Raw genomic sequence first — 20,313 nt, forward strand, 5'->3', positions numbered from 1 at the left:
GACTCTATGTCAGTTCCATTTATTGATCTTAAGACCCAATATAAAGCTCTAAAAGAAAACATTGATGCTCGCATTCACAAGGTCCTAGAGCATGGAGCCTACATCAATGGCCCGGAAGTGGCAGAACTTGAGCAAAAGCTTGCAGCTCACACAGGTACAAAGCACGCTCTTGCAATTTCGAATGGCACAGATGCTCTTTTGGTTCCCTTAATGGCTTTGAATATCGGACCCGGCGACGAAGTCATAACGACAGCTTTTTCATTTGTAGCAACTGCTGAGGTGATCTGCTTAGCTGGAGCAACTCCTGTTTATGTAGATATCGACCCTAAAACATACAATATCGATGTGACAAAGATAGAAGCCGCCATTACATCCAAAACAAAAGCAATTATGCCAGTTTCATTGTATGGACAAATGGCTGACATGGACGAAATCAATGCGATCGCAAAAAAACACAACCTTCATGTCATTGAAGACTCTGCACAATCTTACGGCGCTTCTTACAAAAACCACAAATCAGGTTCAATGACAATTGCAGCGGGCACAAGCTTTTTCCCTGCAAAACCTTTGGGCTGTTACGGCGACGGTGGCGCGATCTTCACGAATGATTCTGACTTATACAAAGCCATGAAAGAGATTCGCGAGCATGGTTCCGAGACTCGCTATTACCACACTCGCTTAGGCATCAATGGCCGCTTGGACTCTATTCAGTGTGCTATCCTAATTGCAAAACTAGAGCGCTATGATTGGGAAGTTGAACAACGTCAAATCGTTGCAAAACGCTATCATGAAGGCCTTTCTCACTTAAAGGCTGACGGTTTTTCACTACCAACAGTAAAATCAGATCGCAAGAGTGTCTGGGCTCAATACACATTGACCGTTAAAAACCGCGATGATTTTGCTAAAAAAATGCAAGAACAAGGCGTACCAACATCTATTCACTACCCGCGCATTATTCCTGATCAACCTTGGTATGCGAAGAATGCTCCTGCTCGCGAAGGAATTGATCTTTCAGCTTCGCGTTGGGCTGCCGCTAATGTCATTAGCGTCCCAATGTACCCTGACATGGACGAGGCAACTCAAATGAAAGTAATTAAAGCCGTTGAAGTGGCTCTAAAGTAAACATGAAAGCAAAGATGAAAAATACTTTTTCATCAGCTTTAAAACTTTGCTTAGCCATAGGCCTAATTACCTGGCTTGTAAAATCTGGCAAAGTCAATTTTTCAGCGCTTAGTGCTCTACTAAGTGCTGAAAACTTTTTTATATGTTTCATTATTTTACTAACGAACCTAGCCTTAGCTAGCGAGCGATGGCGCAGACTTCTCTCTACTCAAGTTGACGGGTATGGCTTTCTTAAAACCTTTAAGCTGACCCTTATTGGGCAGTTTTTTAATTTTGCGATGCCCGGCGGAGTCGGCGGTGACGTTATCAAGGCGTATTACTTCGCCAAAGACAATCCACAAAATGGGCGCACAGTTGCTATTACTAGTGTCCTTATTGATAGAGTTCTTGGCTTGTATGCGATGATCATCTTCGCGCTTTCTGTCATGTGTTTAGATGTACAGCACATCGTTCACACCCCAGCCCTAAGAACACTGCTCGTTTTGGTTTCTACCCTATTCGTAGGGTTTAGCATAGCACTCAGCTTGTTGTTTTCAATTAAGCTCTACAAAAGTAAAAAGCTTCACCAACTTTTTGCTAAACTTCCTATGGCCGATAAAATCAACAAACTCTATGAGTCTTTCCATTACTATGGAAATCAAGGTCAGCGTGTTTTTATCGCAATCATTCTTAGCTTAGCTTCTCAGTTTTTTGCCGTACTATTTTTGTATTTTACAGCCCATGCAACAGGCTTTGGGGACATCCCCTTCTATACTTTTTTATTGGTAGCCCCAATTGGTTTTATGGCAACAGCGATTCCAATCTCGCCTGCTGGCGTTGGCGTAGGCCAAGCCGCATTCTTTTATCTATTCTCTCTTTACCTAGGAAAACCCAGCGACGTTGGCGCTGTTACAATCACCGCATTTCAGGTTGCGAACTTTCTTTTTGGTTTAATCGGGGCTGGGTTTTATATATCCCGTAAAGACAAAAACATCGATGTTAATGGTCTACAGTCAACTAACTAAATGCAACTTCGTCGAATCTCTCGATAACGTGAATTGCAAGCCCTGGAGCATGCCTTTCAAGTTTTTCGAGTTCTTGTTTATAGTGATCAGCCTTCAATAAATAAAGTTTTTCAATACCCACTTGAGTCGCAGCTAATAAATCGCTCGCGCTATCCCCGATCATAATAGAAGCTCGTAAGTTTCCTTTTAGTTTCCGCTGTATTCGCCAAAACATTCCAGGCCTTGGCTTACGCATTTGAGGATCCAATTGTCCTTCAACGACTAAGCTTCCACTAACAAATCCTGCCCACTCGCTTTCGTCCAACCACTGACCTTGTTCTGCTAACAACTTTTGAAGCCGACGATGAACCGAAGCATATTCGTCAAATCGAATTTTCTGCCTCCCAAGACCTGATTGATTGCTAGCCATTGCAACCCACCAACCAATATGATGCGCTCTTTCGATCAAACTACAGATACCGTCATTTAAACTCACCATCTCTGGATTTTTATTATAGGGAATATCAGGAACAATCACATTATCACGATCCAAAAACAAAATAGGCGCTTCAAAACTGCCCGCAAAAGCTTCTCGATCTAAAACAGGCACCAATGAGGTCCAATGAACTTGGTCCAATTGCCGGGCCCCACTAATCGGTAGAGCTTCAATCCATAAATCCGCATCCAGAGACGGCAAGGCCTCGTCCGTCCACCCAAGTGCTAAATGACCTTCGGTCGCACCAAAGGCAACAATTCGGCCTGCGTATCCCACGACCGGCAAATCAGAAGACACTACGAAAAGAACGTCCAATTCTTGTCCCCAACCCACATGAGAACCATTCCAAAGTTGGGACAAACTTCCGGGCATTTCTGTCACGCACATTGCGCGTCGTTCCTCGAGGTCTGGATAGAGCTCTAAAAATGCCTTAGATACCAAAACTCGTGATCCACGAACCAATGATTTTTTCAGTTCTTCAACTGTGCGCATAAGACTCCCGACTAAACTAATAAAACTATTCCAAACCCTTGCCAATGAAGCAAGGAGTTCCTAACCTTAAAACCGACCTCTAAAGATTCCACCGTAAGGAGAATACATGACTCTTTTATTAAAGCAGATATTTGCGTTTTTAAAACTACTCAACTCAGACACAGGAACAAACTCGTTAGCCCTTGGTCTGACTTTAGGTCTGTTCTTAGGATTTGCCCCGTTCTTATCTATTCAAACTCTTCTAATACTCGGAGTTGTCTTCTTCTTTAGAGTGCAAATCGGAGCTGCCTTTGTATCGGCTTTCTTTTTTAAATTTGTTGCTTGGATGTTCGACACCCCAGCTGATTTATTAGGAAGACAGATCTTAGAGGCACAAGCACTGCGCCCCCTATTTACTCAAATGTACAATATTCCCCTAGTACCCTTGACTCGCTTTAATAACAGCATCGTGATGGGAAGCTTTGCCGTCTCTGCGATTTTAGCAATTCCTAGTTTCTTTATTTTTAAAAAACTTATCATCTCGTATCGCGCACAAATTGTTGCCCGCTTTAAGGCAACCAAAATATGGAAGGCCTTCGCTGCGACTCCTTTATACAATTGGTACTGTAAATATGATGATCTTTACGGCGGCTAACCCTCGAGGAAACAACTATGTCTAACACAACTGAAAATTCTAAGTCTAAAAAAACAAAAGGCATCATCCGCTGGGAAGCTATCATTCCGTTCACGCTGATTATCGGCGGCATTGGTCTTTACTCTCACTTTTTCTTAGATCATCACTTACGTAAAGGAATGGAATGGGCTGGATACGAAGCTCTTGGGTCCGAAGTGAATATCTCTGAAATTAAAAGTAGCTTCTTCAACGCCAGTATTGAAATCACCGGACTTCAACTAACCAATTCTGAAAAGCCCAGCCACAACTCGATCGAAATTGGAAGTATCCGCTTTGGCATGTCGTGGGATGCGCTCCTGCGAGCAAAAGTTCTTATCAATGAAATGGCCGTAGAAGGAATAAAGTACGACACGACTCGAAAGACCATTGGCCGAGTTAAACCGCCAACACCTCCAGCTAAGGGCCCTGGAATGGCAGAACAGCTTAGCCAAGAAGCATTGGGAATGATTGAAGACCAGCATCAAAACAATGTCATGGGAGACATCGCGGCCATTCTTGGCGGCGGCGATAGCTCCGCTCAGCTCGATAAATTGCAAGCTCAATTAGCTTCTAAAGAAATGATTGGAAAATTCGAAGCAGACCTAAAAGCCAAACAACTTAATTGGGATCAAAGAATCAAAAGCCTTCCAACCAACAAGGACATTGAGGCTCTTAACCAAAGACTGCAAAAAGTAAAAACAAAAGACTTCAAGACCCCCCAAGAGCTACAAACCGCCCTTTCCGAACTTGACTCCATCATCAAAGACGGAGACGCAAAGTATAAACAGATCAGTTCGACCGCCGGTGATTTAAACTCTGATTTAGCCAAGCTTAATGCAGAATTAAAGTCACTTGAGGAACAAATCAAAGCCGACATAAAAGAGTTGCAAGCACACTTTAAAATCCCCAACCTCGATGTTGCAGCTCTTGGGAAAAGTCTTTTCATGGCTCAGCTCAACCCTTACTTAAGCAAGGTAGCCTATTATCGAGGTCTTGCTTATAAGTACCTCCCCCCAAAATACACCAATCCTAAATCAAAAGACTCCGAGCAAGATGAAAACCTTCAGCCCCATCCTCGTGCTTCTGGCATTACATATGAATTTGGACGGCAAAACTCGTATCCTCTTTTGTGGATCAAAAGAACGGCCATCAGTTCTGAAGCTGGACAAGGTGGTGTTGTTAAGGGTGAAATCCTAGACATCACGACTCACCAAAAGCTGACAGGAAAACCAACGACTCTTAAAATCAATGCTGATTTCCCAGACAACGAATTGCGCGGCCTGAATATGATCATGTCCATGGACAATCGCCCCAAACTCAGCATTATTCGCAGCGAATTTAAAATCGCCCAGTATAAATATCAGGCAAAAACCCTCTCGGACTCTAGCGATTTAAAATTGATTATGAATCCCAAGTTTGGAAGTGTGGACCTGAAGGCAGAACTCATCGGTTTAAAGGATTTGAAATTGAATTTAGTAAATAAGTTCAATGATGTTCAGTTCGAAGTAGATTCCAAAAACGCCATTGCAAAGGAAGTCTTACAAAACATTTTCTCGGCAATCAAAGATGCTGATATTACCGCATCCGTTCAAGGAAGCATTCCCAAGGTTGATATCTCTATAAGTTCCAATGTTGGACCCGCGGTTGCTAAAGGCCTTGAGGCTCAAATTAACAAAAAAATTGACGAGGCTAAACAAAAAATTCAAGCTTACATCGATACTGAGGTTGGAAATAAAAAGAAAGAACTTGAAAGCCAAATCACCAAGTTAAAAAATCAACTTGAAGGCGAGATTAGCAAAGCAAAATCCCAGCTAGACACTCAAAAGAAGCAAGTTGAAGATAAAATAAAAGCAGCTAAGTCTGACGGCGAAAACAAGGCTAAATCAAATCTTGAAAAGGAAGCGAAAAAAGCAGCCGAAGAGCTAAAGAAAAAACTCGGTTTTTAATTTTAACAACTTGAATTCGCTAAATGAAATACTCTTAGTAAAAACTAAAAAAAGCCCGATCAATATTTTGATTGGGCTTTTTCTTTAAAAGTAGCCTGCAACAATTTAGGGACTTAGCAGATTATTCATAAATGCTTTTGAGTCCTCATTATACCAGTCAATAGAGCCCGCAAGTTTTTTAGCAAGCCTGCCATCGGTATCAACAACAAAAGATTCTGGTAGTCTTTGGATATCAAACTGCTTCATAAGCGCTCGATCCTGCTGCCACACCACATGAATCGCGGAAGAACTCTTCATCTCTGGGAATGACTTCATAAATACCTCAACGTCGTCTATTGATGAGTCTCCAGAAATCGCTATTAGAACGACCTTACCTTTAAATTCGTTTATCAGCTTGATCATGCTAGGAACCTCCTCAACGCAAGGAGAGCACCACGAAGCCCAAAAATTGACTATGACTACCTTCCCTTTGAAAGACTCCAAGCTAATCTTTTTCCCGTGAATATCCAGGGCCTCAAAATTCCCCACGCCTTGCTTTTCCAAAAGCTCAAGTTTCTTAACTACAGCACTTCCCTCGCCAGCAAGTCTCTGTAAATAAGTGTAAATTGCGCCCATCATTGCAAGTCCCACCACTAGCACGACAGCCAGGGCCTTTAAGTGAGCCTTCATACCCAATCCTCCAAAGTTCGTCCGTATTATCTATCGAATAAGTTCAATTTGGGCAAAAAAAAACCCGGCAAATGCCGGGTTTTCATCAAGCTTATTATTAAGCTCTAGAAGCAGCACGAGACTTCTTCTGGATCTTCTTAACAGCCTTAGCTTTTGCAGCTACCAATTTAGCAGCTACTTTTTTAGCTTTGTTAGCAACTTTTTTAGCGTCTTTTTCTTCGCCTTTTGCTGCTTTCTTAGCTTTAGTCGCTTTAGCCTTAGGAGCTACTGCAACATCTTTAGCTTTGAAATCGTAATCTACGAATTCAATGAAAGCCATTTCAGCAGCATCACCTGGGCGACGACCGATTTTAATAATACGAGTGTATCCACCTGGACGTGATTTAAAACGTACAGAAAGATCTTTAATGATTGTTTCAACCGCTGCTTCGTTACCGATTCTAGACACCAAAAGACGTCTAGTTGCGATGTCACCTTTTTTACCAAGAGTGATCGCTTTTTCGATATGACGGCGCAATTCTTTAGCTTTGATCACAGTCGTAGTGATACGACCATGCTCTACTAGAGAAGTCACAAGACCCTTTAAAAGAGCCTTTCTTGGACCTGATTCGCGGCTAAAATGTGTTACTCTTCTTCTATGTGAACTCATGTCTAAACTCCAAAAATTTTACTGGGCGTCTCGTTTAACCGGCGCAATATTAGGATCCCATCCTGGAGGTGGCCATCCTTCGATCTTCATTCCAAGACCAAGACCCATTTCTGTAAGGATCTCTTTGATCTCGTTTAAAGACTTGCGTCCGAAGTTTTTAGTCTTAAGCATTTCTGCTTCAGATCTAACAACAAGTTCGCCAATGTAACGGATATTGGCATTCTTCAAGCAGTTTGCACTGCGAACAGAAAGCTCAAGATCGTCAACTGATCTAAATAGGTTCTCGTTAAGGCTATGAGAGATCTTGCTATGAGACTCTTCCTTAGGCTCCATCGTTTCATCGAAAGTAAGGAAGATCTGAAGCTGTTCTTTCATGATTTTAGACGCCAAAGCTACTGCTTCTTCAGGCTTCAAAGAGCCATCCGTCCAAACTTCAAGAGTTAGAGCATCATAGTCAGTTCTCTGACCAACACGAGCGTTCGATACGCTATAATTAACCTTACGAATCGGGCTATGCAATGCGTCTACACCAATGAAACCAACTGGAAGGTCCATTTCACGAGTTTCAACGGATTGATATCCACGGCCATAGCTAATAAGCAATTCAGCATTGAAGCTTGCATTAGCTCCCAAAGTAGCGATGTGTTGATCTGGGTTTAAAACTTCGATCTTATCGTTAGTTTGGATGTCTGCAGCAGTCACTTTACCTGGGCCTACTTTTGAAATTTTCAAATGTACAGGCTCAGAAGTGTATTGTCTAAAGCGCACTTCCTTAAGGTTCAAGATAATGTCAGTAACATCCTCAAGAACATCAGGGATAGTAGTGAACTCATGAAGTACACCTTCGAATTTAACTGCAGAAATAGCGGAACCCATCATTGAGCTCAAAAGAATTCTTCTGAGAGAGTTCCCCAAAGTTACACCGAAGCCTCTTTCAAGAGGGCGTACAATGAACTTGGCGTAATCGTCGCGAAGAGTTTCACGATCAACCTCAAATCCCTTAGGTTTGATCATTTCTCTCCAAAACTTATAGTAATGAGCTTGCATAGTTCCCCCGCTGCAATGATTATCTTGAGTAGTATTCTACGATCATATTTTCTTCGACAGAAACCGTAATATCTTCTCTTGTTGGAAGATCTTTTACAACTCCTTTGAAGTTAGCATGATCAGCCTCAAGCCATGCAGGTACAGTTCTTCTAGCAACAGCCTGAATTCCAGAAAGCACCGCGTTATTCTCGCGAGATGCTTGAATCACTTCGATCACATCACCTTTTTCAACGATAATAGAAGGAATGTTCGCTCTCTTACCGTTCAAAAGAATGTGGTTGTGTTTCACAAGCTGACGCGCCTGACGGCGTGAAGCTGCGTAACCCAAAGTGTAAACTACGTTATCTAAACGTGTCTCAAGAAGCTTAAGCAAAGCTGTACCAGTTAATTCCTTGGTACGACCAGCATCTGCTACATAACCAGCAAATTGCTTCTCAGAAACACCATAATATCTTTTTGTTTTTTGCTTTTCGCGTAATTGAAGTGCGTACTCAGAGAACTTCAAACGTGATTGTCCATGTTGTCCAGGAGGATAAGGTCTTCTTTCGAAAGAGCACTTATCAGTGAAACAACGGTCTCCCTTAAGGAACAACTTCATGTTTTCGCGACGGCAAAGCTTACATACGCTATCGTTAATGCAACTCACAGCATACTCCTCTATTAAATTCTTCTACGCTTCGGTGGACGGCAACCGTTATGAGGAACAGGAGTGATGTCTTTCAAAGTCAACACTTTCAGTCCAATAGCAGCTAACGCACGGATTGCAGGTTCACGACCAGCGCCTGGTCCTTTAAGGTAAACGTCTACAGCTCTCATTCCAGCTTCCATCGCCTTTTTCGCAGCATCTTCTGCAGCTACTTGAGCAGCAAATGGAGTCCCTTTACGGCTTCCTTTGAAACCAAGGTGACCAGCTGAAGACCATGAAACTGTGTTACCAACAGGATCTGTGAACGTAACGATAACGTTACCGAAACCGGCTTGAATGTAGCAGTTTCCTTGCGGGATATTCTTTTTAACTTTTTTCTTAGTTACTTTTTTCTCAGTATTCATTTTTCAACCCCGATTAAACAGCTTTTTTCTTGTTAGCAACTGTCTTCTTAGGGCCCTTACGTGTACGAGCGTTAGAACGCGTGTTCTGACCTCTAACAGGAAGACCTTTACGATGACGGATACCACGGTAGCAATTCAGATCCATAAGACGCTTGATCGCCAAGCCAATCTCACGACGTAGATCGCCTTCAACTTTCCAGTTAGACTCGATGTATCCACGAATCAATGCTACTTGTTCGTCAGTCAACGTATCAGTTCTTTGTTCCGCAGGAATACCAGCATGATTACAAATTTGGCGCGCACGAGGACGTCCGATGCCATAGATGTAAGTCAAAGCAACTTCTACTCTTTTGTTTCTAGGTAAGTCGACACCAAGAATACGTGCCATGATTAACCCTGCCTTTGTTTATGTTTAGGGTTCTCGCAGATTACGCGAATAACGCCTTTTCTTTTAATTACTTTACATTTATTGCAAATTTTCTTTACAGAAGGTCTTACTTTCATAGTCTTTCCTACTACTTAGCTCATGCTTCCCAGCCGCGGGTACATAACTTTTTTTAAAATTTATAAAATAAAATCAAATGCGGTCCGAGACCGTATCACCGAACGATGTCGTTGTCTAGCCTTAAAAATAGATAAATTTTCAATTTATAAGCGCTGCGATGTCATTGTAAACGGCTTCAGTACTTCGGTTCCCATCAACAGATACAAACTTACCTGATTTAACGAAATACTCTTTAAGAGGACTCGTATATTCCGCATAAGCTTTCAACCTGTTTCCAATCACGTCAGCTTTATCGTCATTTCGCTGTACCACTTCACCACCACAAGCATCGCACACACCCGCTGCTTTTGTTGGCTTAGTGTCTACATGATAGACAGCTGCGCAATTTTTACAAACTCGACGTCCTGTGAGTCTTCCCATAAGGATCTCCTGAGGGACTTCCAAGAATATGGCTTTGGAAACCTTCAGGTTTAGTTTCTTTAACAAATCCTCAAGCGCATCAGCCTGAGCAACCGTTCGTGGAAAACCGTCAAGGATGAAGTCTTTAACCCCACCCTTGAGAACTTCTTCCACCATCCCGATTGTCACGGAATCCGGAACCAATTGGCCCTTCTCCATGTAGCTTTGGGCTTCTAACCCAAGAGCAGTTTTATTTTTGATAGCGGCTCTGAACAAGTCTCCGGTTGAAATCTGAGTCATTGCTAGATTTTTAATCAATAGCTCTGACTGAGTTCCCTTACCAGCTCCTGGAGCTCCGAACAGAATTATGTTCAAAACTGAACCCTCCTGCTACGGATCTTCGCCCCCTTCAAGAAACCTTCATACTTTGTTGTCAAAATATGTGATTGAATCTGTTGGGAAGTATCAAGTGCCACCCCGACTAGAATTAACAAACTAGTTCCACCAAAGTGGAAAGGAATATTGAACTGAGAAGTTAAAATACCAGGAAGAACACAGATGATACTTAGGTAAATACAACCTAGAACACTGATTCTTTCGATAACTCTTTGAATGAAGTCAGCGGTAGTTTTTCCAGCACGAACGCCCGGAACAAAGCCACCATGCTTTTTCAAGTTTTCAGCTACGTCGTTTGGATTGAAAACGATCTCCGTATAGAAGAAAGTAAAAAATACGATCAAAGCAACAAACAAAATATTAAAGATTGTGCCAGAAGGATTTAAAGAGCCCTGAAGTGCCTTCAACCACGCCGCATTTGTGAATTGCGCCATCGTCGCAGGGAACATCAATAATGAGCTGGCAAAAATTGGTGGAATTACACCAGAAATATTAATTTTTAAAGGCAAGTGCGAAGTCGGAGTTTGCATTGATTGCATGCCCTGACCCATTCTTTGTGAGTACTGAATAGTGATTCGACGTTGCGCAACTTCCATATAGATAACAGCGGCAATCGTTAGAATCATGAAAGCAATTAAAACCAATACAACGGCGGCTTTCATCTCACCATTCACCAAAAGCTCCCAAATCTGGTGAACTCCTGACGGAATTGCGGCAGCGATACCTGTGAAGATGATTAGGGATGATCCATTACCAATACCACGCTCAGAAATCTGCTCTCCAAGCCACATAATAAAGCAAGTGCCGGCAGTTAAAGTAATGATTGTCATTAATTGGAAGGGCAAAATCCCCACCATTGGAGAAAGAACTAATGGCTTACCTTCAGGAGATGAAGAGTTCATAAGCATCGTACTGATGCCATAGCCTTGAATAATAGCCAAAATGACAGTTGCATAACGAGTGTACTGATTGATTTTACGTCGACCAGGCTCGCCTTCTTTTTTCAAGTTTTCCAAATATGGAATCGCTGAAGTAAGAAGTTGGAAAATAATTGAAGAAGAAATGTAAGGCATGATCCCAAGTGCAAAAATACTGAACTGGGATAATGCCCCACCCGTAAAGGTATTAAACAAGCCAAAGATACCTTGGCTTTGCGCCTTAAAGAATGAGAGTACGGCATTGCCATCCACACCAGGGGTGGGGACGTGAACACCGATTCTATATATAGCCAGTATAGCTAAAGTAAACAGGATGCGTTTTCTAAGATCAGAATTCTTTGCGATACTCTCAATTGCAGACACTACTTAATTACCTCGACTTTGCCACCAGCAGCTTCAATAGCCTTTTTAGCTCCTTCAGAGAACTTGTGAGCCTTAACAGTCAAAGCGACTTTAAGATCACCGTTTCCAAGAATCTTTACAGGGCCTTTATTGATCAAACCTGCTTGGTGAAGATTTTCTGGATTTACTTCTCCAGTAAATTTAGCCAATTGGCTGACGTTGACAATCTCAAAATTATTAGCAAACGCAGCATTGCTAAAACCGAACTTAGGAAGACGACGATGTAAAGGAGTTTGACCACCCTCAAAACCTCTTCTTACCTTGCCACCAGTTCTAGCTAACTGACCTTTGTGACCTTTAGTAGACGTGCCCCCTTTGCCGGAACCAATACCACGTCCAATACGCTTTGGAGAGTGTTTAGAACCTGCAGCTGGAGCTAATTGTGACAAAAGACTCATAATTACCCCTTAACCTCAACGTCAACAAGATGCTGAACTTTGAGAATCTGACCACGGTTAGCAGCATTATCTGCTACTTCCACAGTCTGATGTATCTTTTTCAAACCAAGGCAGCGCACTGTTTCGCGCTGATCCTTAGTGCAACCAATAACTGACTTTTTAAGTGTTACCAGAAATGTTTTCATATTCATTCACCCTTCTGGATTAGTTCTGCTTAAGCTGTTTCAAGCCATCAATAGTGGCGCGAACAGCGTTATGTGGATTACGAGTTCCAACGCACTTAGTCAAGATGTCTTTAACACCAACAGACTCAAGTACCGCACGAACCGCACCACCAGCGATAACACCAGTTCCTGCAGATGCAGGCTTCATGATGACTTTCGCAGCGCCAAACTTTCCAATAACTTCGTGAGGAATTGTGCGACCATCTTTCAAAGCTACAGACAAAGCTGCTTTTTTAGCAGATCTGCTTGCTTTTCCGATAGCCTCAGGAACTTCCCCTGCTTTACCAGAACCAAAACCAACTTCGCCAGTTTTGTTTCCTACAACGACTAGAGCTGCGAAAGAGAATCGACGACCACCCTTAACAACTTTTGTTACACGGTTGATCGCGACCACGCGCTCTTCAAATTCAGTTGCTACTTTTTCCACAGTCTACTCCTTAGAAATTAAGTCCGCCCTGACGAGCGCCTTCAGCTAGGGCTTGTACACGTCCGTGATACAGATACCCGTTACGGTCGAATACAACGTTCTTGATATTCTTGCTCAAAGCAGCCTTAGCAATTTCAGCACCAACGGCTTTAGCTTGATCTTTTCCAGAGACTTTAGAGTCTAAGTTCAAAGAAGAAGCCGCTACAAGAGTAGCTCCAGTCACATCGTTAATAACCTGAGCGTACATGTGCTTACCGCTTCTGTACACGCAAAGACGTGGTCTTTCGTCAGTACCATTTACCGTCTTACGAATACGAATCTTCTTCTTAAGACGGTTAGCTTTACGCTCAGATGTGTGTTTGTTCATTTTAAGTTTCATGACTTATCCCCTAATTACTTACCAGCCGACTTACCAGCTTTACGTCTGATATGCTCACCAGCATAACGAACACCTTTTGCCAAATATGGCTCCGGTGGACGGAAAGATCTGATTTTAGCAGCAACTTGACCTACTAGCTCTTTGTTAGCGCCAGTGATAGAAATAGCAGTCTGCTTTTCGACTTTGATTTCGATACCTTCTGGGATATCGAAGTTAATCGGATGAGAGAAACCAAGAGAAAGCTCAAGCTTCTTGCCAGCTACGTTTGCACGATAACCGACACCGTGAAGCTCAAGACCTTTAGTGAAACCCTTAGAAACGCCTGTAACAGCATTTGCGATAAGAGCTCTATAAAGACCGTGAAGAGCTTTTGATTCTTTAGAATCATCTTTGCGAGTCAAAACAACTTGCTTGCCTTCAACTTTCGCAGTGATTTCTGGTCTCATAGCAATTTTCATTTCGCTTTTGCCACCTTTAACAACAACTTCATTTCCAGAAGTTACTGATACGGTTGTTTTATCATCAAAAGCGACAGGTGCTTTACCAATACGTGACATATTTCACCTACCAAATTGTAGCAAGCAATTCGCCACCAAGTTTTAACTCAGCTGCTTTTTTGCCACTCATAATACCCTTGCTAGTGCTGATGATGCTGATGCCAAGACCAGAACGCACTACAGGGATTTCGTTAGACTTCACATAAACACGAATACTTGGCTTGCTAACTTTACGAATAGAGTTAACAACGTGTTTACCATTTTCATCATACTTAAGGTACAAACGCATAATGCCTTGCTTGCTATCTTTTGCTACTTTGAAAGATCTGATAAATCCTTCTTCAACTAAGATTTGAGCAATACCAGCTCTCACCTTAGAAGCTGGCATATCCAACTTCTCGTGCTTAGCTTCACCTGCGTTACGAACCATTGTTAAAAATTGTGCAATAGTATCCATTATAAACCTCTTACCAGCTTGCCTTGGTTACGCCAGGCAGTTTTCCATCAAGAGCCAACTGTCTGAATGCAATTCTCGAAAGGCCGAACTTTTTGTAGTTACCGCGAGGTCTTCCAGAAAGCTCGCAACGAGTGCGAACGCGATTTGGATTCGTATCGCGAGGAAGAGCTTGAAGCTTCTTGCGAGCAACTGCTCTTTCTTCGTCAGAAAGGTTCATGTCTACTGCTTTCTCTCTAAGGTCTTGGCGGTGTTGCCAATACTTAGAAGAAAGGGCTTTTCTATACTTGTTTTTCTCAATGCTAGATTTACGAGCCACAATTACCTTCCTTATTTTCTGAACGGCATTCCAAGAGCTTCAAGAAGTGCTTTACCATCAGCATCAGTTTTTGCAGTTGTGCAAATAGTGATGTTCATGCCGCGCACTTTTTCAACTCTATCGTAGTTGATCTCAGGGAAAACGATTTGCTCTTTAAGACCCATGTTGTAGTTTCCACGGCCGTCGAAACCTTTGTTAGGCAGACCGCGGAAGTCACGAACGCGAGGCAATGCAAGAGTGTTCATGCGATCAAGGAATGACCACATTCTGTCTCTTCTTAAAGTTACGCGAACACCCAACGGGATGCCTTGACGCAATTTGAAGTTAGAGATCGCCTTCTTAGCTTTAGTAATAACTGCTCTTTGACCAGCGATTGCAGAGATTTCTTCTACTACAGAGTTCAAAACTTTAGGGTTTTGAACTGCTTCACTTGTACAAACAGAAATTATGATTTTTTCCAAACGAGGAACCTGCATAACACTCTCGTAACCAAGAGTTTTCATCAACGCAGGAGCCACTTCTTTATTATATTTGTCTTGTAAACGATTCATGGCTTTACCTCTTAAAGAACTTCAGGAGCCAAAGAAACAATCTTCACGAATGACTTCGCGCGAAGCTCTCTTGCTACTGGTCCAAAAATACGAGTTCCAACAGGCTCGTTGTCTTTATTAATCAAAACCGCTGAATTGTCATCAAAACGGATATAAGAACCATCTTGACGACGTAATTTTTGCACAGTTCTAACAACAACAGCTTTAGCAACATCACCCTTCTTCACTTTAGAGTTTGGAAGAGCCTCTTTGATAGAAACTACGATAATATCGCCAATTGAAGCAACTCTACGCTTAGAGCCGCCCAAAACCTTTACGCACATCAACTCTTTAGCACCAGAGTTGTCAGCTACATTTAATCTAGTTTGCATCTGAATCATGATATACTCCTAGTTCTTTGCAGCTTCTACGATCTCAGTTAAGATCCAGCGCTTTGATTTGCTCAAAGGACGAGTTTCGCGAATTTTCACGATATCACCCATTTTTGCTTTGTTTGTTTCATCATGTGCCTTAAATACAGAAGTCTTTTTAACGTACTTTCCGTATTTAGCATGTTTAACCATGCGGTAGATGAGTACAGAGATAGTTTTATCCATCTTGTCACTAATGACTTCACCTACAACTTCAATTTTACGACCACGGGTCTGAGTTTTGGTATTCATAGTCATTTACCTCTACCTAGCAACTTTCTTAACGATCGCTGTATTGATCTTAGCGATGTTACGGCGAAGATCACGAATCTGAATTGGATTTGAAAGTTGTCCAATTGAGTTCTTGATTCTTGCTTGAAACAATTCTTCGCTAAGTGCAGCTCTTTTTTTCTTCAGTTCAGAAACTGAAAGATCTTTAATTTCAACGAATTTCATTTTCTACTCCCGAGCCAAGAAACGAGTTTTAAACGGAAGCTTTGCAGCTGCGCGCTCGAAAGCCTCTTTAGCTTGCTCACGAGTAACACCGTTCATCTCGAATAGAATTTTTCCAGGTAGTACGCGTGCAACCCAAAATTCTGGATTACCTTTACCAGATCCCATACGTGTTTCAGCAGGTTTCTTAGTAACAGGAAGATCAGGGAACACACGGCACCAAATTTTACCACCACGCTTAACAGTTCTAGAGATAGCGATACGACCCGCTTCAAGTTGACGAGCAGTCAAATGACCAGCTTCAACTGATTGAAGAGCGAAATCACCAAAATCGATGTTGCAACCACGAGTTGCAAGACCTTTTTGGTTACCAATAAACTGCTTACGACGTTTTACTCTTTTAGGACTTAACACGGCCAGCCTCCTCTACCTCACGTGCAGAAAGAATGTCGCCTTTGTAGATCCATACTTTAAGACCAATGATACCGTAAGCTGTAGAAGCCTCTGCAGTACCGTAGTCAATGTCGGCTCTCAATGTATGAAGAGGAACACTCTTCTCGTTGTACCACTCTGAACGAGCGATCTCAGCGCCATCAAGACGACCAGAAACACGGATCTTAATACCTTTAACGCCACCCTTGATTGCAGCTGCGATTGATTTCTTAAGAGCACGTCTCCAAGAAATACGCTTTTCTAGCTGCATAGCGATGCTTTCAGCAACAAGTTGTGCCTCAACATCTGGTTTACGAACTTCTTGAATGCTCAAGAAAACTTCGTTTGGAGTTAATTTCTGAACATCAGCTTTCAAAGCATCGATGCCAGTACCTTTTTTACCAATAACCACGCCAGGACGAGCTGTGTGGATAATGATTTTTACCTTCTTGGCAGCGCGCTCAACTTCAATTTTAGCTACGCCAGCGTGCTTCAATTTTTCCTTAAGATACTTTCTAAGTTTAATATCTTCGTGGATGTTTTCGAAGTACGTTTGACCCTTCGCATACCAGCGAGAGTCCCAAGTTCTGATAACACCAACTCTTAGACCAATAGGATTAACCTTCTGTCCCACGATTATTTCTCCTCGAGTACGACGTTGATGTGACTGGTTTTCTTACGAACACCAAACGCACGACCTTGTGCGCGAGGACGGAATCTCTTAAGAGAAGGCCCCTGGTCAACAGTGATTGTTTTTACGTAGAGGTTATCTACGTCCATTACTTTTTTGTATTCAGCGTTCGCAACAGCCGATTCGATAAGTTTTTTAACGATACCAGCAGTTTTCTTATTCAAGAAAGTCAATGTTTTGATTGCTTCGTTCACGTTCTTACCGCGAACAAGATCAACAACCAATCTTGCTTTCTGCGCGCCTACTCTTGCATATTTAAGACTTGCTTTAACTTCCATTGCCAACCTCTATTACTTCTTAGCAGGGGCTGCCGCTTTTTTCTCAGCGTGACCCTGGAATGTTCTAGTAGGAGCGAATTCACCAAGTTTATGACCGATCATATTTTCAGTTACATAAACAGGAACGAACTTCTTACCATTGTGAACAGCGAACGTTAAACCAACCCACTCAGGGAAAACTGTTGAGCGGCGTGACCAAGTCTTGATAACTTTTTTGTCATTTTTTTGAATCGCAGTGTCAACTTTAGTTTGTAAATGTAAGTCAACAAAAGGACCCTTTTTAATTGAGCGTGCCACTTTTTACTCCTACTTACGTCTCTTGATAATTGAAGAGTCGGTTCTCTTATTGTGTCTAGTTTTAGCACCCTTAGACGGTTTACCCCAAGGAGTAACAGGATGATGACCTTTACCCACGCCTTCACCACCACCAAGTGGGTGATCAACTGGGTTCATCGCCATACCGCGAACCGTTGGACGGATACCTCTCCAGCGAGAGCGACCAGCCTTACCAAGCTTGATATTTTCATTATCTGTATTACCAACTTGACCAATTGAAGCACGGCAAACAGAGAGGACCTGTTTGAGTTCACCAGAAGGCAAACGAACTTGGCAATACAAGTCACCTTTACCAGCTAGAGTCGCGCTTGAACCAGCACCACGGCAAATCTGACCACCTTTTCCTGGGCGCAATTCGATATTGTGAATCACAGTACCAACGGGAATCGCGGAAAGAGAAAGAGAGTTACCTGGTTTGATGTCGGCTTTATCAGAAGAAAGAACAGTATCACCTACGTTTAAACCTACAGGAGCAATAATGTAAGCTTTTGCGCCATCTACATAAGAGATGAGGGCAATACGGCAAGTTCTATTTGGATCGTATTCAATAGCTGCAACAGTTGCAGGAACTTCAAGCTTAGCACGTTTGAAGTCTACAAGACGGTATCTACGCTTGTGACCACCACCTTGGTGTCTCATCGTGATTTGACCGTGGTTGTTACGAGCCGCCTTTTTTCTTAGAGGAGCCGTTAATGACTTCTCTGGAGTCGTTTTAGTGATCTCAGAGAAATCGAAACCAGTCATTCCTCGGCGACCATCTGAGCGAGGGGCGAAAGTTTTAATACCCATGATTATACTCCCTCAAACAAAGCAATCTTCTCACCTTCAGCAAGCTTGATAAAAGCTTTCTTCCAGTAAGGAGTTTTAGTTAAACCAAACTTAGTGTACTTAGTGCGACCACGGCAAACAGCTGTTCTAACCGTATCAACTTTTACTTTGAAGTTGTTTTCAACTGCAGACTTGATTTCAGTCTTAGAAGCTTTCATATCAACTTCAAATACGTAAACACCAGCAGCGTTATGATAAGTATTCTTCTCTGTGATCAGAGGAGCCTTAATTACATTTTTCATTTCGCCTTCTCCATAGTGCAACGATCAACGATCTTAGCAACTGAATCTTTAGTGATCACAGCAGCATCGTACTTCAACAAATCAAATACGTTCAAACCTTCAACAGGGAAGTATTTGTAAGTAGGAAGGTTGCGAGATGCACGTTTAAATAAATCGTTAACAGAAGAATCAACAAGAACCGCTTTTTTAAGACCAAAAGCCTTCAAGCGCTTGTTCAATTCATTTGTCTTACCTTCAGAAGTCATAGTGTCCACTACGAACAAACGACCTTCTTTGTTCAAGAAAGAAAGAGCCATAGACAAACCTAAGCGGCGAACTTTCTTCGGAAGAACATATGCGTAAGAGCGAGGTTGAGGACCGAACGCAGTACCACCACCAGGCATCAAGATAGATCTTGAAGAACCTTGACGAGCACCACCAGTACCTTTTTGTTTGAATGGCTTTTTACCACCACCGCTTACAAGACCTTTGGTCTTAGTAGCGTGTGTGCCTTGACGGCGAGAAGCCAACTGCCAGTTAACTACAGTGTGAAGGATTTCCTTTTTAACAGGAGCTTCAAACACATCAGCAGCTAAATCAATCTGACCAACTTTTTCTTTTTTCCAATTTAATACATTCACTGTAGCCATGTGATTATCCCTTCACCAACTTGACAAGTGAGTTTCTAGCTCCAGGAACTGGTCCTTTAACCATAACTACACCTTCAGAAGGAAGAACGTCGACGATTTCAACGTTTTTCACAGTGACAGTTTCACTACCAAGGTGACCAGGAAATTTCTTACCTGGCATCACGCGACCTGGCCATGTTCTGTTACCAGAAGAACCCGGACGACGGTGAAATTTAGAACCGTGAGAAGCAGGGCCTCCCGCAAAGTTCCAACGTTTTACTGAACCAGCAAAACCTTTACCTTTTGATTTAGCAGTGATCTTAACGATGTCACCTTTTACAACGCTATCGATAGATACAGCAGCACCAACTGCCGCACCTTCTGGAAGAGCTTGACGAAGCTCTTTCACGAAAGCAGCACCATTTTCGAAACCACTTTTTGCAAAGTGACCTTTTTCAGCCTTAGTTGCGTTCTTAGCTTTCTTGGGTTGGCAAGCTAATTGAAGCGCTTCGTAGCCGTCGTTTTCGTTAGTCTTGATTTGTGTTACAACCCAAGGCTCATAACGAAGAACAGTAACAGGAACAGCTTCACCCTGTTCAGTATAAACAGTAGCCATCCCCTCTTTGAATGCGAAGAGCCCGTTGAGCTTTAGGGCTTCTTTGTTTGTATTTGTTTCGCTCACGACATTACTCCCCTATTATACCGCTGATAACTTGATTTCAACGTCAACACCAGCAGATAGGTCCAACTTCATCAGTTGGTCTACTGTTTGTTGAGTAGGTTCTAAGATATCCAACATGCGTTTATGAGTACGGATCTCGAACTGTTCACGAGATTTTTTATCAACGTGAGGAGAACGTAGAACAGTATAACGGTTAACACGTGTAGGAAGCGGGATTGGACCAGCAACTTTCGCACCTGTGCGACGTGCAGTCTCAACGATTTCCTTTGTAGACTGATCGAGCAACTTGTGATCGAACGCCTTCAATCTGATTCTGATTTTTTGACTTTGCATATGACACTCTTCTTCTTTTAAAGCA

The 20,313-nt window shown here is 42.4% G+C and carries 34 protein-coding genes; 4 read left to right on the forward strand and 30 right to left on the reverse strand.

The annotated features are described in order from the left end of the window. The first annotated feature begins 6 nt into the window (after nucleotides 1-6). On the forward strand, nucleotides 7-1,122 hold the full coding sequence (locus tag AC04MN_RS01650) for a DegT/DnrJ/EryC1/StrS family aminotransferase (RefSeq protein ID WP_475381446.1): 1,116 nt from the start codon (nucleotides 7-9) through the stop codon (nucleotides 1,120-1,122). A 14-nt stretch (nucleotides 1,123-1,136) separates the two neighbouring features. After that, nucleotides 1,137-2,126, forward strand: a complete 990-nt coding sequence (locus AC04MN_RS01655; protein ID WP_475381447.1) for a lysylphosphatidylglycerol synthase transmembrane domain-containing protein — start codon at nucleotides 1,137-1,139, stop codon at nucleotides 2,124-2,126. Here AC04MN_RS01655 and AC04MN_RS01660 read toward each other — a convergent pair. Further along, nucleotides 2,119-3,093 carry an HAD-IIIA family hydrolase gene (locus AC04MN_RS01660; protein WP_475381448.1) on the reverse strand — a complete coding sequence of 325 codons (975 nt, stop codon included), beginning with the start codon at nucleotides 3,091-3,093 and terminating at the stop codon, nucleotides 2,119-2,121. The two genes, AC04MN_RS01655 and AC04MN_RS01660, sit on opposite strands and share 8 nt — an antisense overlap. A gap of 106 nt (nucleotides 3,094-3,199) precedes the next feature. Here AC04MN_RS01660 and AC04MN_RS01665 point away from each other — a divergent pair, with 106 nt between their 5' ends. Beyond that, nucleotides 3,200-3,727 carry a TIGR03546 family protein gene (locus tag AC04MN_RS01665; RefSeq protein WP_475381449.1) on the forward strand — a complete coding sequence of 176 codons (528 nt, stop codon included), beginning with the start codon at nucleotides 3,200-3,202 and terminating at the stop codon, nucleotides 3,725-3,727. Nucleotides 3,728-3,744: 17 nt separating this feature from the next. Beyond that, the gene (locus AC04MN_RS01670; RefSeq protein ID WP_475381450.1) at nucleotides 3,745-5,691 is read left to right on the forward strand and encodes a TIGR03545 family protein; all 1,947 of its coding nucleotides are present in this window, start codon (nucleotides 3,745-3,747) and stop codon (nucleotides 5,689-5,691) included. Between the two features lie 105 nt (nucleotides 5,692-5,796). On the opposite strand, the gene AC04MN_RS01675 is transcribed toward AC04MN_RS01670, so the two are convergent. From AC04MN_RS01675 to rpsJ, 29 genes are all read right to left on the reverse strand, one after another. Beyond that, nucleotides 5,797-6,360: a peroxiredoxin family protein gene (locus tag AC04MN_RS01675; protein WP_475381451.1), complete on the reverse strand. Its 564-nt coding sequence runs from the start codon at nucleotides 6,358-6,360 to the stop codon at nucleotides 5,797-5,799. 97 nt (nucleotides 6,361-6,457) lie between these two features. Continuing rightward, nucleotides 6,458-7,009 carry a 50S ribosomal protein L17 gene (gene rplQ / locus AC04MN_RS01680; protein ID WP_475381452.1) on the reverse strand — a complete coding sequence of 184 codons (552 nt, stop codon included), beginning with the start codon at nucleotides 7,007-7,009 and terminating at the stop codon, nucleotides 6,458-6,460. 18 nt (nucleotides 7,010-7,027) lie between these two features. Beyond that, the gene (locus tag AC04MN_RS01685; RefSeq protein WP_475381453.1) at nucleotides 7,028-8,056 is read right to left on the reverse strand and encodes a DNA-directed RNA polymerase subunit alpha; all 1,029 of its coding nucleotides are present in this window, start codon (nucleotides 8,054-8,056) and stop codon (nucleotides 7,028-7,030) included. A 19-nt stretch (nucleotides 8,057-8,075) separates the two neighbouring features. Beyond that, the gene (gene rpsD, locus AC04MN_RS01690) at nucleotides 8,076-8,702 is read right to left on the reverse strand and encodes a 30S ribosomal protein S4 (RefSeq protein ID WP_475381454.1); all 627 of its coding nucleotides are present in this window, start codon (nucleotides 8,700-8,702) and stop codon (nucleotides 8,076-8,078) included. Nucleotides 8,703-8,716: 14 nt separating this feature from the next. After that, a complete protein-coding gene (gene rpsK, locus AC04MN_RS01695; protein ID WP_475381455.1) occupies nucleotides 8,717-9,106 on the reverse strand; it encodes a 30S ribosomal protein S11 in 390 nt (129 codons plus the stop codon). A 13-nt stretch (nucleotides 9,107-9,119) separates the two neighbouring features. Then, a complete protein-coding gene (gene rpsM, locus AC04MN_RS01700; RefSeq protein ID WP_475381456.1) occupies nucleotides 9,120-9,494 on the reverse strand; it encodes a 30S ribosomal protein S13 in 375 nt (124 codons plus the stop codon). 2 nt (nucleotides 9,495-9,496) lie between these two features. Beyond that, the gene (gene rpmJ, locus AC04MN_RS01705) at nucleotides 9,497-9,610 is read right to left on the reverse strand and encodes a 50S ribosomal protein L36 (RefSeq protein ID WP_080683743.1); all 114 of its coding nucleotides are present in this window, start codon (nucleotides 9,608-9,610) and stop codon (nucleotides 9,497-9,499) included. Between the two features lie 139 nt (nucleotides 9,611-9,749). Continuing rightward, complete coding sequence (locus tag AC04MN_RS01710) at nucleotides 9,750-10,385, reverse strand: adenylate kinase (RefSeq protein WP_475381457.1); 636 nt, start codon at nucleotides 10,383-10,385, stop codon at nucleotides 9,750-9,752. Continuing rightward, nucleotides 10,382-11,707, reverse strand: a complete 1,326-nt coding sequence (gene secY, locus AC04MN_RS01715) for a preprotein translocase subunit SecY (RefSeq protein ID WP_475381458.1) — start codon at nucleotides 11,705-11,707, stop codon at nucleotides 10,382-10,384. The genes AC04MN_RS01710 and secY overlap by 4 nt, the downstream gene beginning before the upstream one ends. Then, a complete protein-coding gene (gene rplO, locus AC04MN_RS01720) occupies nucleotides 11,707-12,144 on the reverse strand; it encodes a 50S ribosomal protein L15 (protein ID WP_475381459.1) in 438 nt (145 codons plus the stop codon). The genes secY and rplO overlap by 1 nt, the downstream gene beginning before the upstream one ends. Nucleotides 12,145-12,146: 2 nt before the next feature. Next, nucleotides 12,147-12,329, reverse strand: a complete 183-nt coding sequence (gene rpmD, locus AC04MN_RS01725; RefSeq protein WP_475381460.1) for a 50S ribosomal protein L30 — start codon at nucleotides 12,327-12,329, stop codon at nucleotides 12,147-12,149. Between the two features lie 19 nt (nucleotides 12,330-12,348). Then, nucleotides 12,349-12,795: a 30S ribosomal protein S5 gene (gene rpsE / locus AC04MN_RS01730; protein ID WP_475381461.1), complete on the reverse strand. Its 447-nt coding sequence runs from the start codon at nucleotides 12,793-12,795 to the stop codon at nucleotides 12,349-12,351. 10 nt (nucleotides 12,796-12,805) lie between these two features. Then, the gene (rplR, locus tag AC04MN_RS01735; protein ID WP_475381462.1) at nucleotides 12,806-13,174 is read right to left on the reverse strand and encodes a 50S ribosomal protein L18; all 369 of its coding nucleotides are present in this window, start codon (nucleotides 13,172-13,174) and stop codon (nucleotides 12,806-12,808) included. A 14-nt stretch (nucleotides 13,175-13,188) separates the two neighbouring features. Beyond that, nucleotides 13,189-13,731 (reverse strand): 50S ribosomal protein L6, encoded by a 543-nt coding sequence (gene rplF, locus AC04MN_RS01740; RefSeq protein ID WP_475381463.1) that lies wholly within the window; start codon nucleotides 13,729-13,731, stop codon nucleotides 13,189-13,191. Nucleotides 13,732-13,738: 7 nt separating this feature from the next. Beyond that, nucleotides 13,739-14,128, reverse strand: a complete 390-nt coding sequence (gene rpsH / locus AC04MN_RS01745) for a 30S ribosomal protein S8 (protein ID WP_475381464.1) — start codon at nucleotides 14,126-14,128, stop codon at nucleotides 13,739-13,741. Between the two features lie 10 nt (nucleotides 14,129-14,138). Continuing rightward, the gene (rpsN, locus tag AC04MN_RS01750; protein ID WP_475381465.1) at nucleotides 14,139-14,444 is read right to left on the reverse strand and encodes a 30S ribosomal protein S14; all 306 of its coding nucleotides are present in this window, start codon (nucleotides 14,442-14,444) and stop codon (nucleotides 14,139-14,141) included. 11 nt (nucleotides 14,445-14,455) lie between these two features. Continuing rightward, the gene (gene rplE, locus AC04MN_RS01755; protein ID WP_475381466.1) at nucleotides 14,456-14,995 is read right to left on the reverse strand and encodes a 50S ribosomal protein L5; all 540 of its coding nucleotides are present in this window, start codon (nucleotides 14,993-14,995) and stop codon (nucleotides 14,456-14,458) included. Nucleotides 14,996-15,006: 11 nt separating this feature from the next. Next, nucleotides 15,007-15,375 (reverse strand): 50S ribosomal protein L14, encoded by a 369-nt coding sequence (rplN, locus tag AC04MN_RS01760; protein WP_475381467.1) that lies wholly within the window; start codon nucleotides 15,373-15,375, stop codon nucleotides 15,007-15,009. A gap of 9 nt (nucleotides 15,376-15,384) precedes the next feature. Beyond that, the gene (rpsQ, locus tag AC04MN_RS01765; RefSeq protein ID WP_475381468.1) at nucleotides 15,385-15,657 is read right to left on the reverse strand and encodes a 30S ribosomal protein S17; all 273 of its coding nucleotides are present in this window, start codon (nucleotides 15,655-15,657) and stop codon (nucleotides 15,385-15,387) included. Between the two features lie 12 nt (nucleotides 15,658-15,669). After that, nucleotides 15,670-15,861 carry a 50S ribosomal protein L29 gene (gene rpmC / locus AC04MN_RS01770; RefSeq protein ID WP_475381469.1) on the reverse strand — a complete coding sequence of 64 codons (192 nt, stop codon included), beginning with the start codon at nucleotides 15,859-15,861 and terminating at the stop codon, nucleotides 15,670-15,672. A gap of 3 nt (nucleotides 15,862-15,864) precedes the next feature. Further along, nucleotides 15,865-16,272 carry a 50S ribosomal protein L16 gene (rplP, locus tag AC04MN_RS01775; RefSeq protein ID WP_475381470.1) on the reverse strand — a complete coding sequence of 136 codons (408 nt, stop codon included), beginning with the start codon at nucleotides 16,270-16,272 and terminating at the stop codon, nucleotides 15,865-15,867. Beyond that, on the reverse strand, nucleotides 16,259-16,924 hold the full coding sequence (rpsC, locus tag AC04MN_RS01780) for a 30S ribosomal protein S3 (RefSeq protein ID WP_475381471.1): 666 nt from the start codon (nucleotides 16,922-16,924) through the stop codon (nucleotides 16,259-16,261). The genes rplP and rpsC overlap by 14 nt, the downstream gene beginning before the upstream one ends. Before the next feature lie 2 nt (nucleotides 16,925-16,926). After that, a complete protein-coding gene (rplV, locus tag AC04MN_RS01785; RefSeq protein WP_475381472.1) occupies nucleotides 16,927-17,259 on the reverse strand; it encodes a 50S ribosomal protein L22 in 333 nt (110 codons plus the stop codon). A 12-nt stretch (nucleotides 17,260-17,271) separates the two neighbouring features. Beyond that, a complete protein-coding gene (gene rpsS, locus AC04MN_RS01790; RefSeq protein WP_475381473.1) occupies nucleotides 17,272-17,556 on the reverse strand; it encodes a 30S ribosomal protein S19 in 285 nt (94 codons plus the stop codon). Nucleotides 17,557-17,565: 9 nt separating this feature from the next. Further along, the gene (rplB, locus tag AC04MN_RS01795) at nucleotides 17,566-18,384 is read right to left on the reverse strand and encodes a 50S ribosomal protein L2 (protein WP_475381474.1); all 819 of its coding nucleotides are present in this window, start codon (nucleotides 18,382-18,384) and stop codon (nucleotides 17,566-17,568) included. A gap of 2 nt (nucleotides 18,385-18,386) precedes the next feature. Next, complete coding sequence (rplW, locus tag AC04MN_RS01800; RefSeq protein WP_475381475.1) at nucleotides 18,387-18,665, reverse strand: 50S ribosomal protein L23; 279 nt, start codon at nucleotides 18,663-18,665, stop codon at nucleotides 18,387-18,389. After that, nucleotides 18,662-19,294 carry a 50S ribosomal protein L4 gene (rplD, locus tag AC04MN_RS01805; protein WP_475381476.1) on the reverse strand — a complete coding sequence of 211 codons (633 nt, stop codon included), beginning with the start codon at nucleotides 19,292-19,294 and terminating at the stop codon, nucleotides 18,662-18,664. Before rplD ends, rplW begins: the two co-directional genes overlap by 4 nt. A 4-nt stretch (nucleotides 19,295-19,298) precedes the next feature. Beyond that, nucleotides 19,299-19,955 (reverse strand): 50S ribosomal protein L3, encoded by a 657-nt coding sequence (gene rplC, locus AC04MN_RS01810; protein ID WP_475381477.1) that lies wholly within the window; start codon nucleotides 19,953-19,955, stop codon nucleotides 19,299-19,301. 15 nt (nucleotides 19,956-19,970) lie between these two features. Continuing rightward, nucleotides 19,971-20,288 carry a 30S ribosomal protein S10 gene (gene rpsJ, locus AC04MN_RS01815; RefSeq protein WP_475381478.1) on the reverse strand — a complete coding sequence of 106 codons (318 nt, stop codon included), beginning with the start codon at nucleotides 20,286-20,288 and terminating at the stop codon, nucleotides 19,971-19,973. Nucleotides 20,289-20,313: the final 25 nt, after the last annotated feature.

The sequence above is a fragment of the Bdellovibrio sp. ZFWA1 genome, assembly GCF_056175665.1.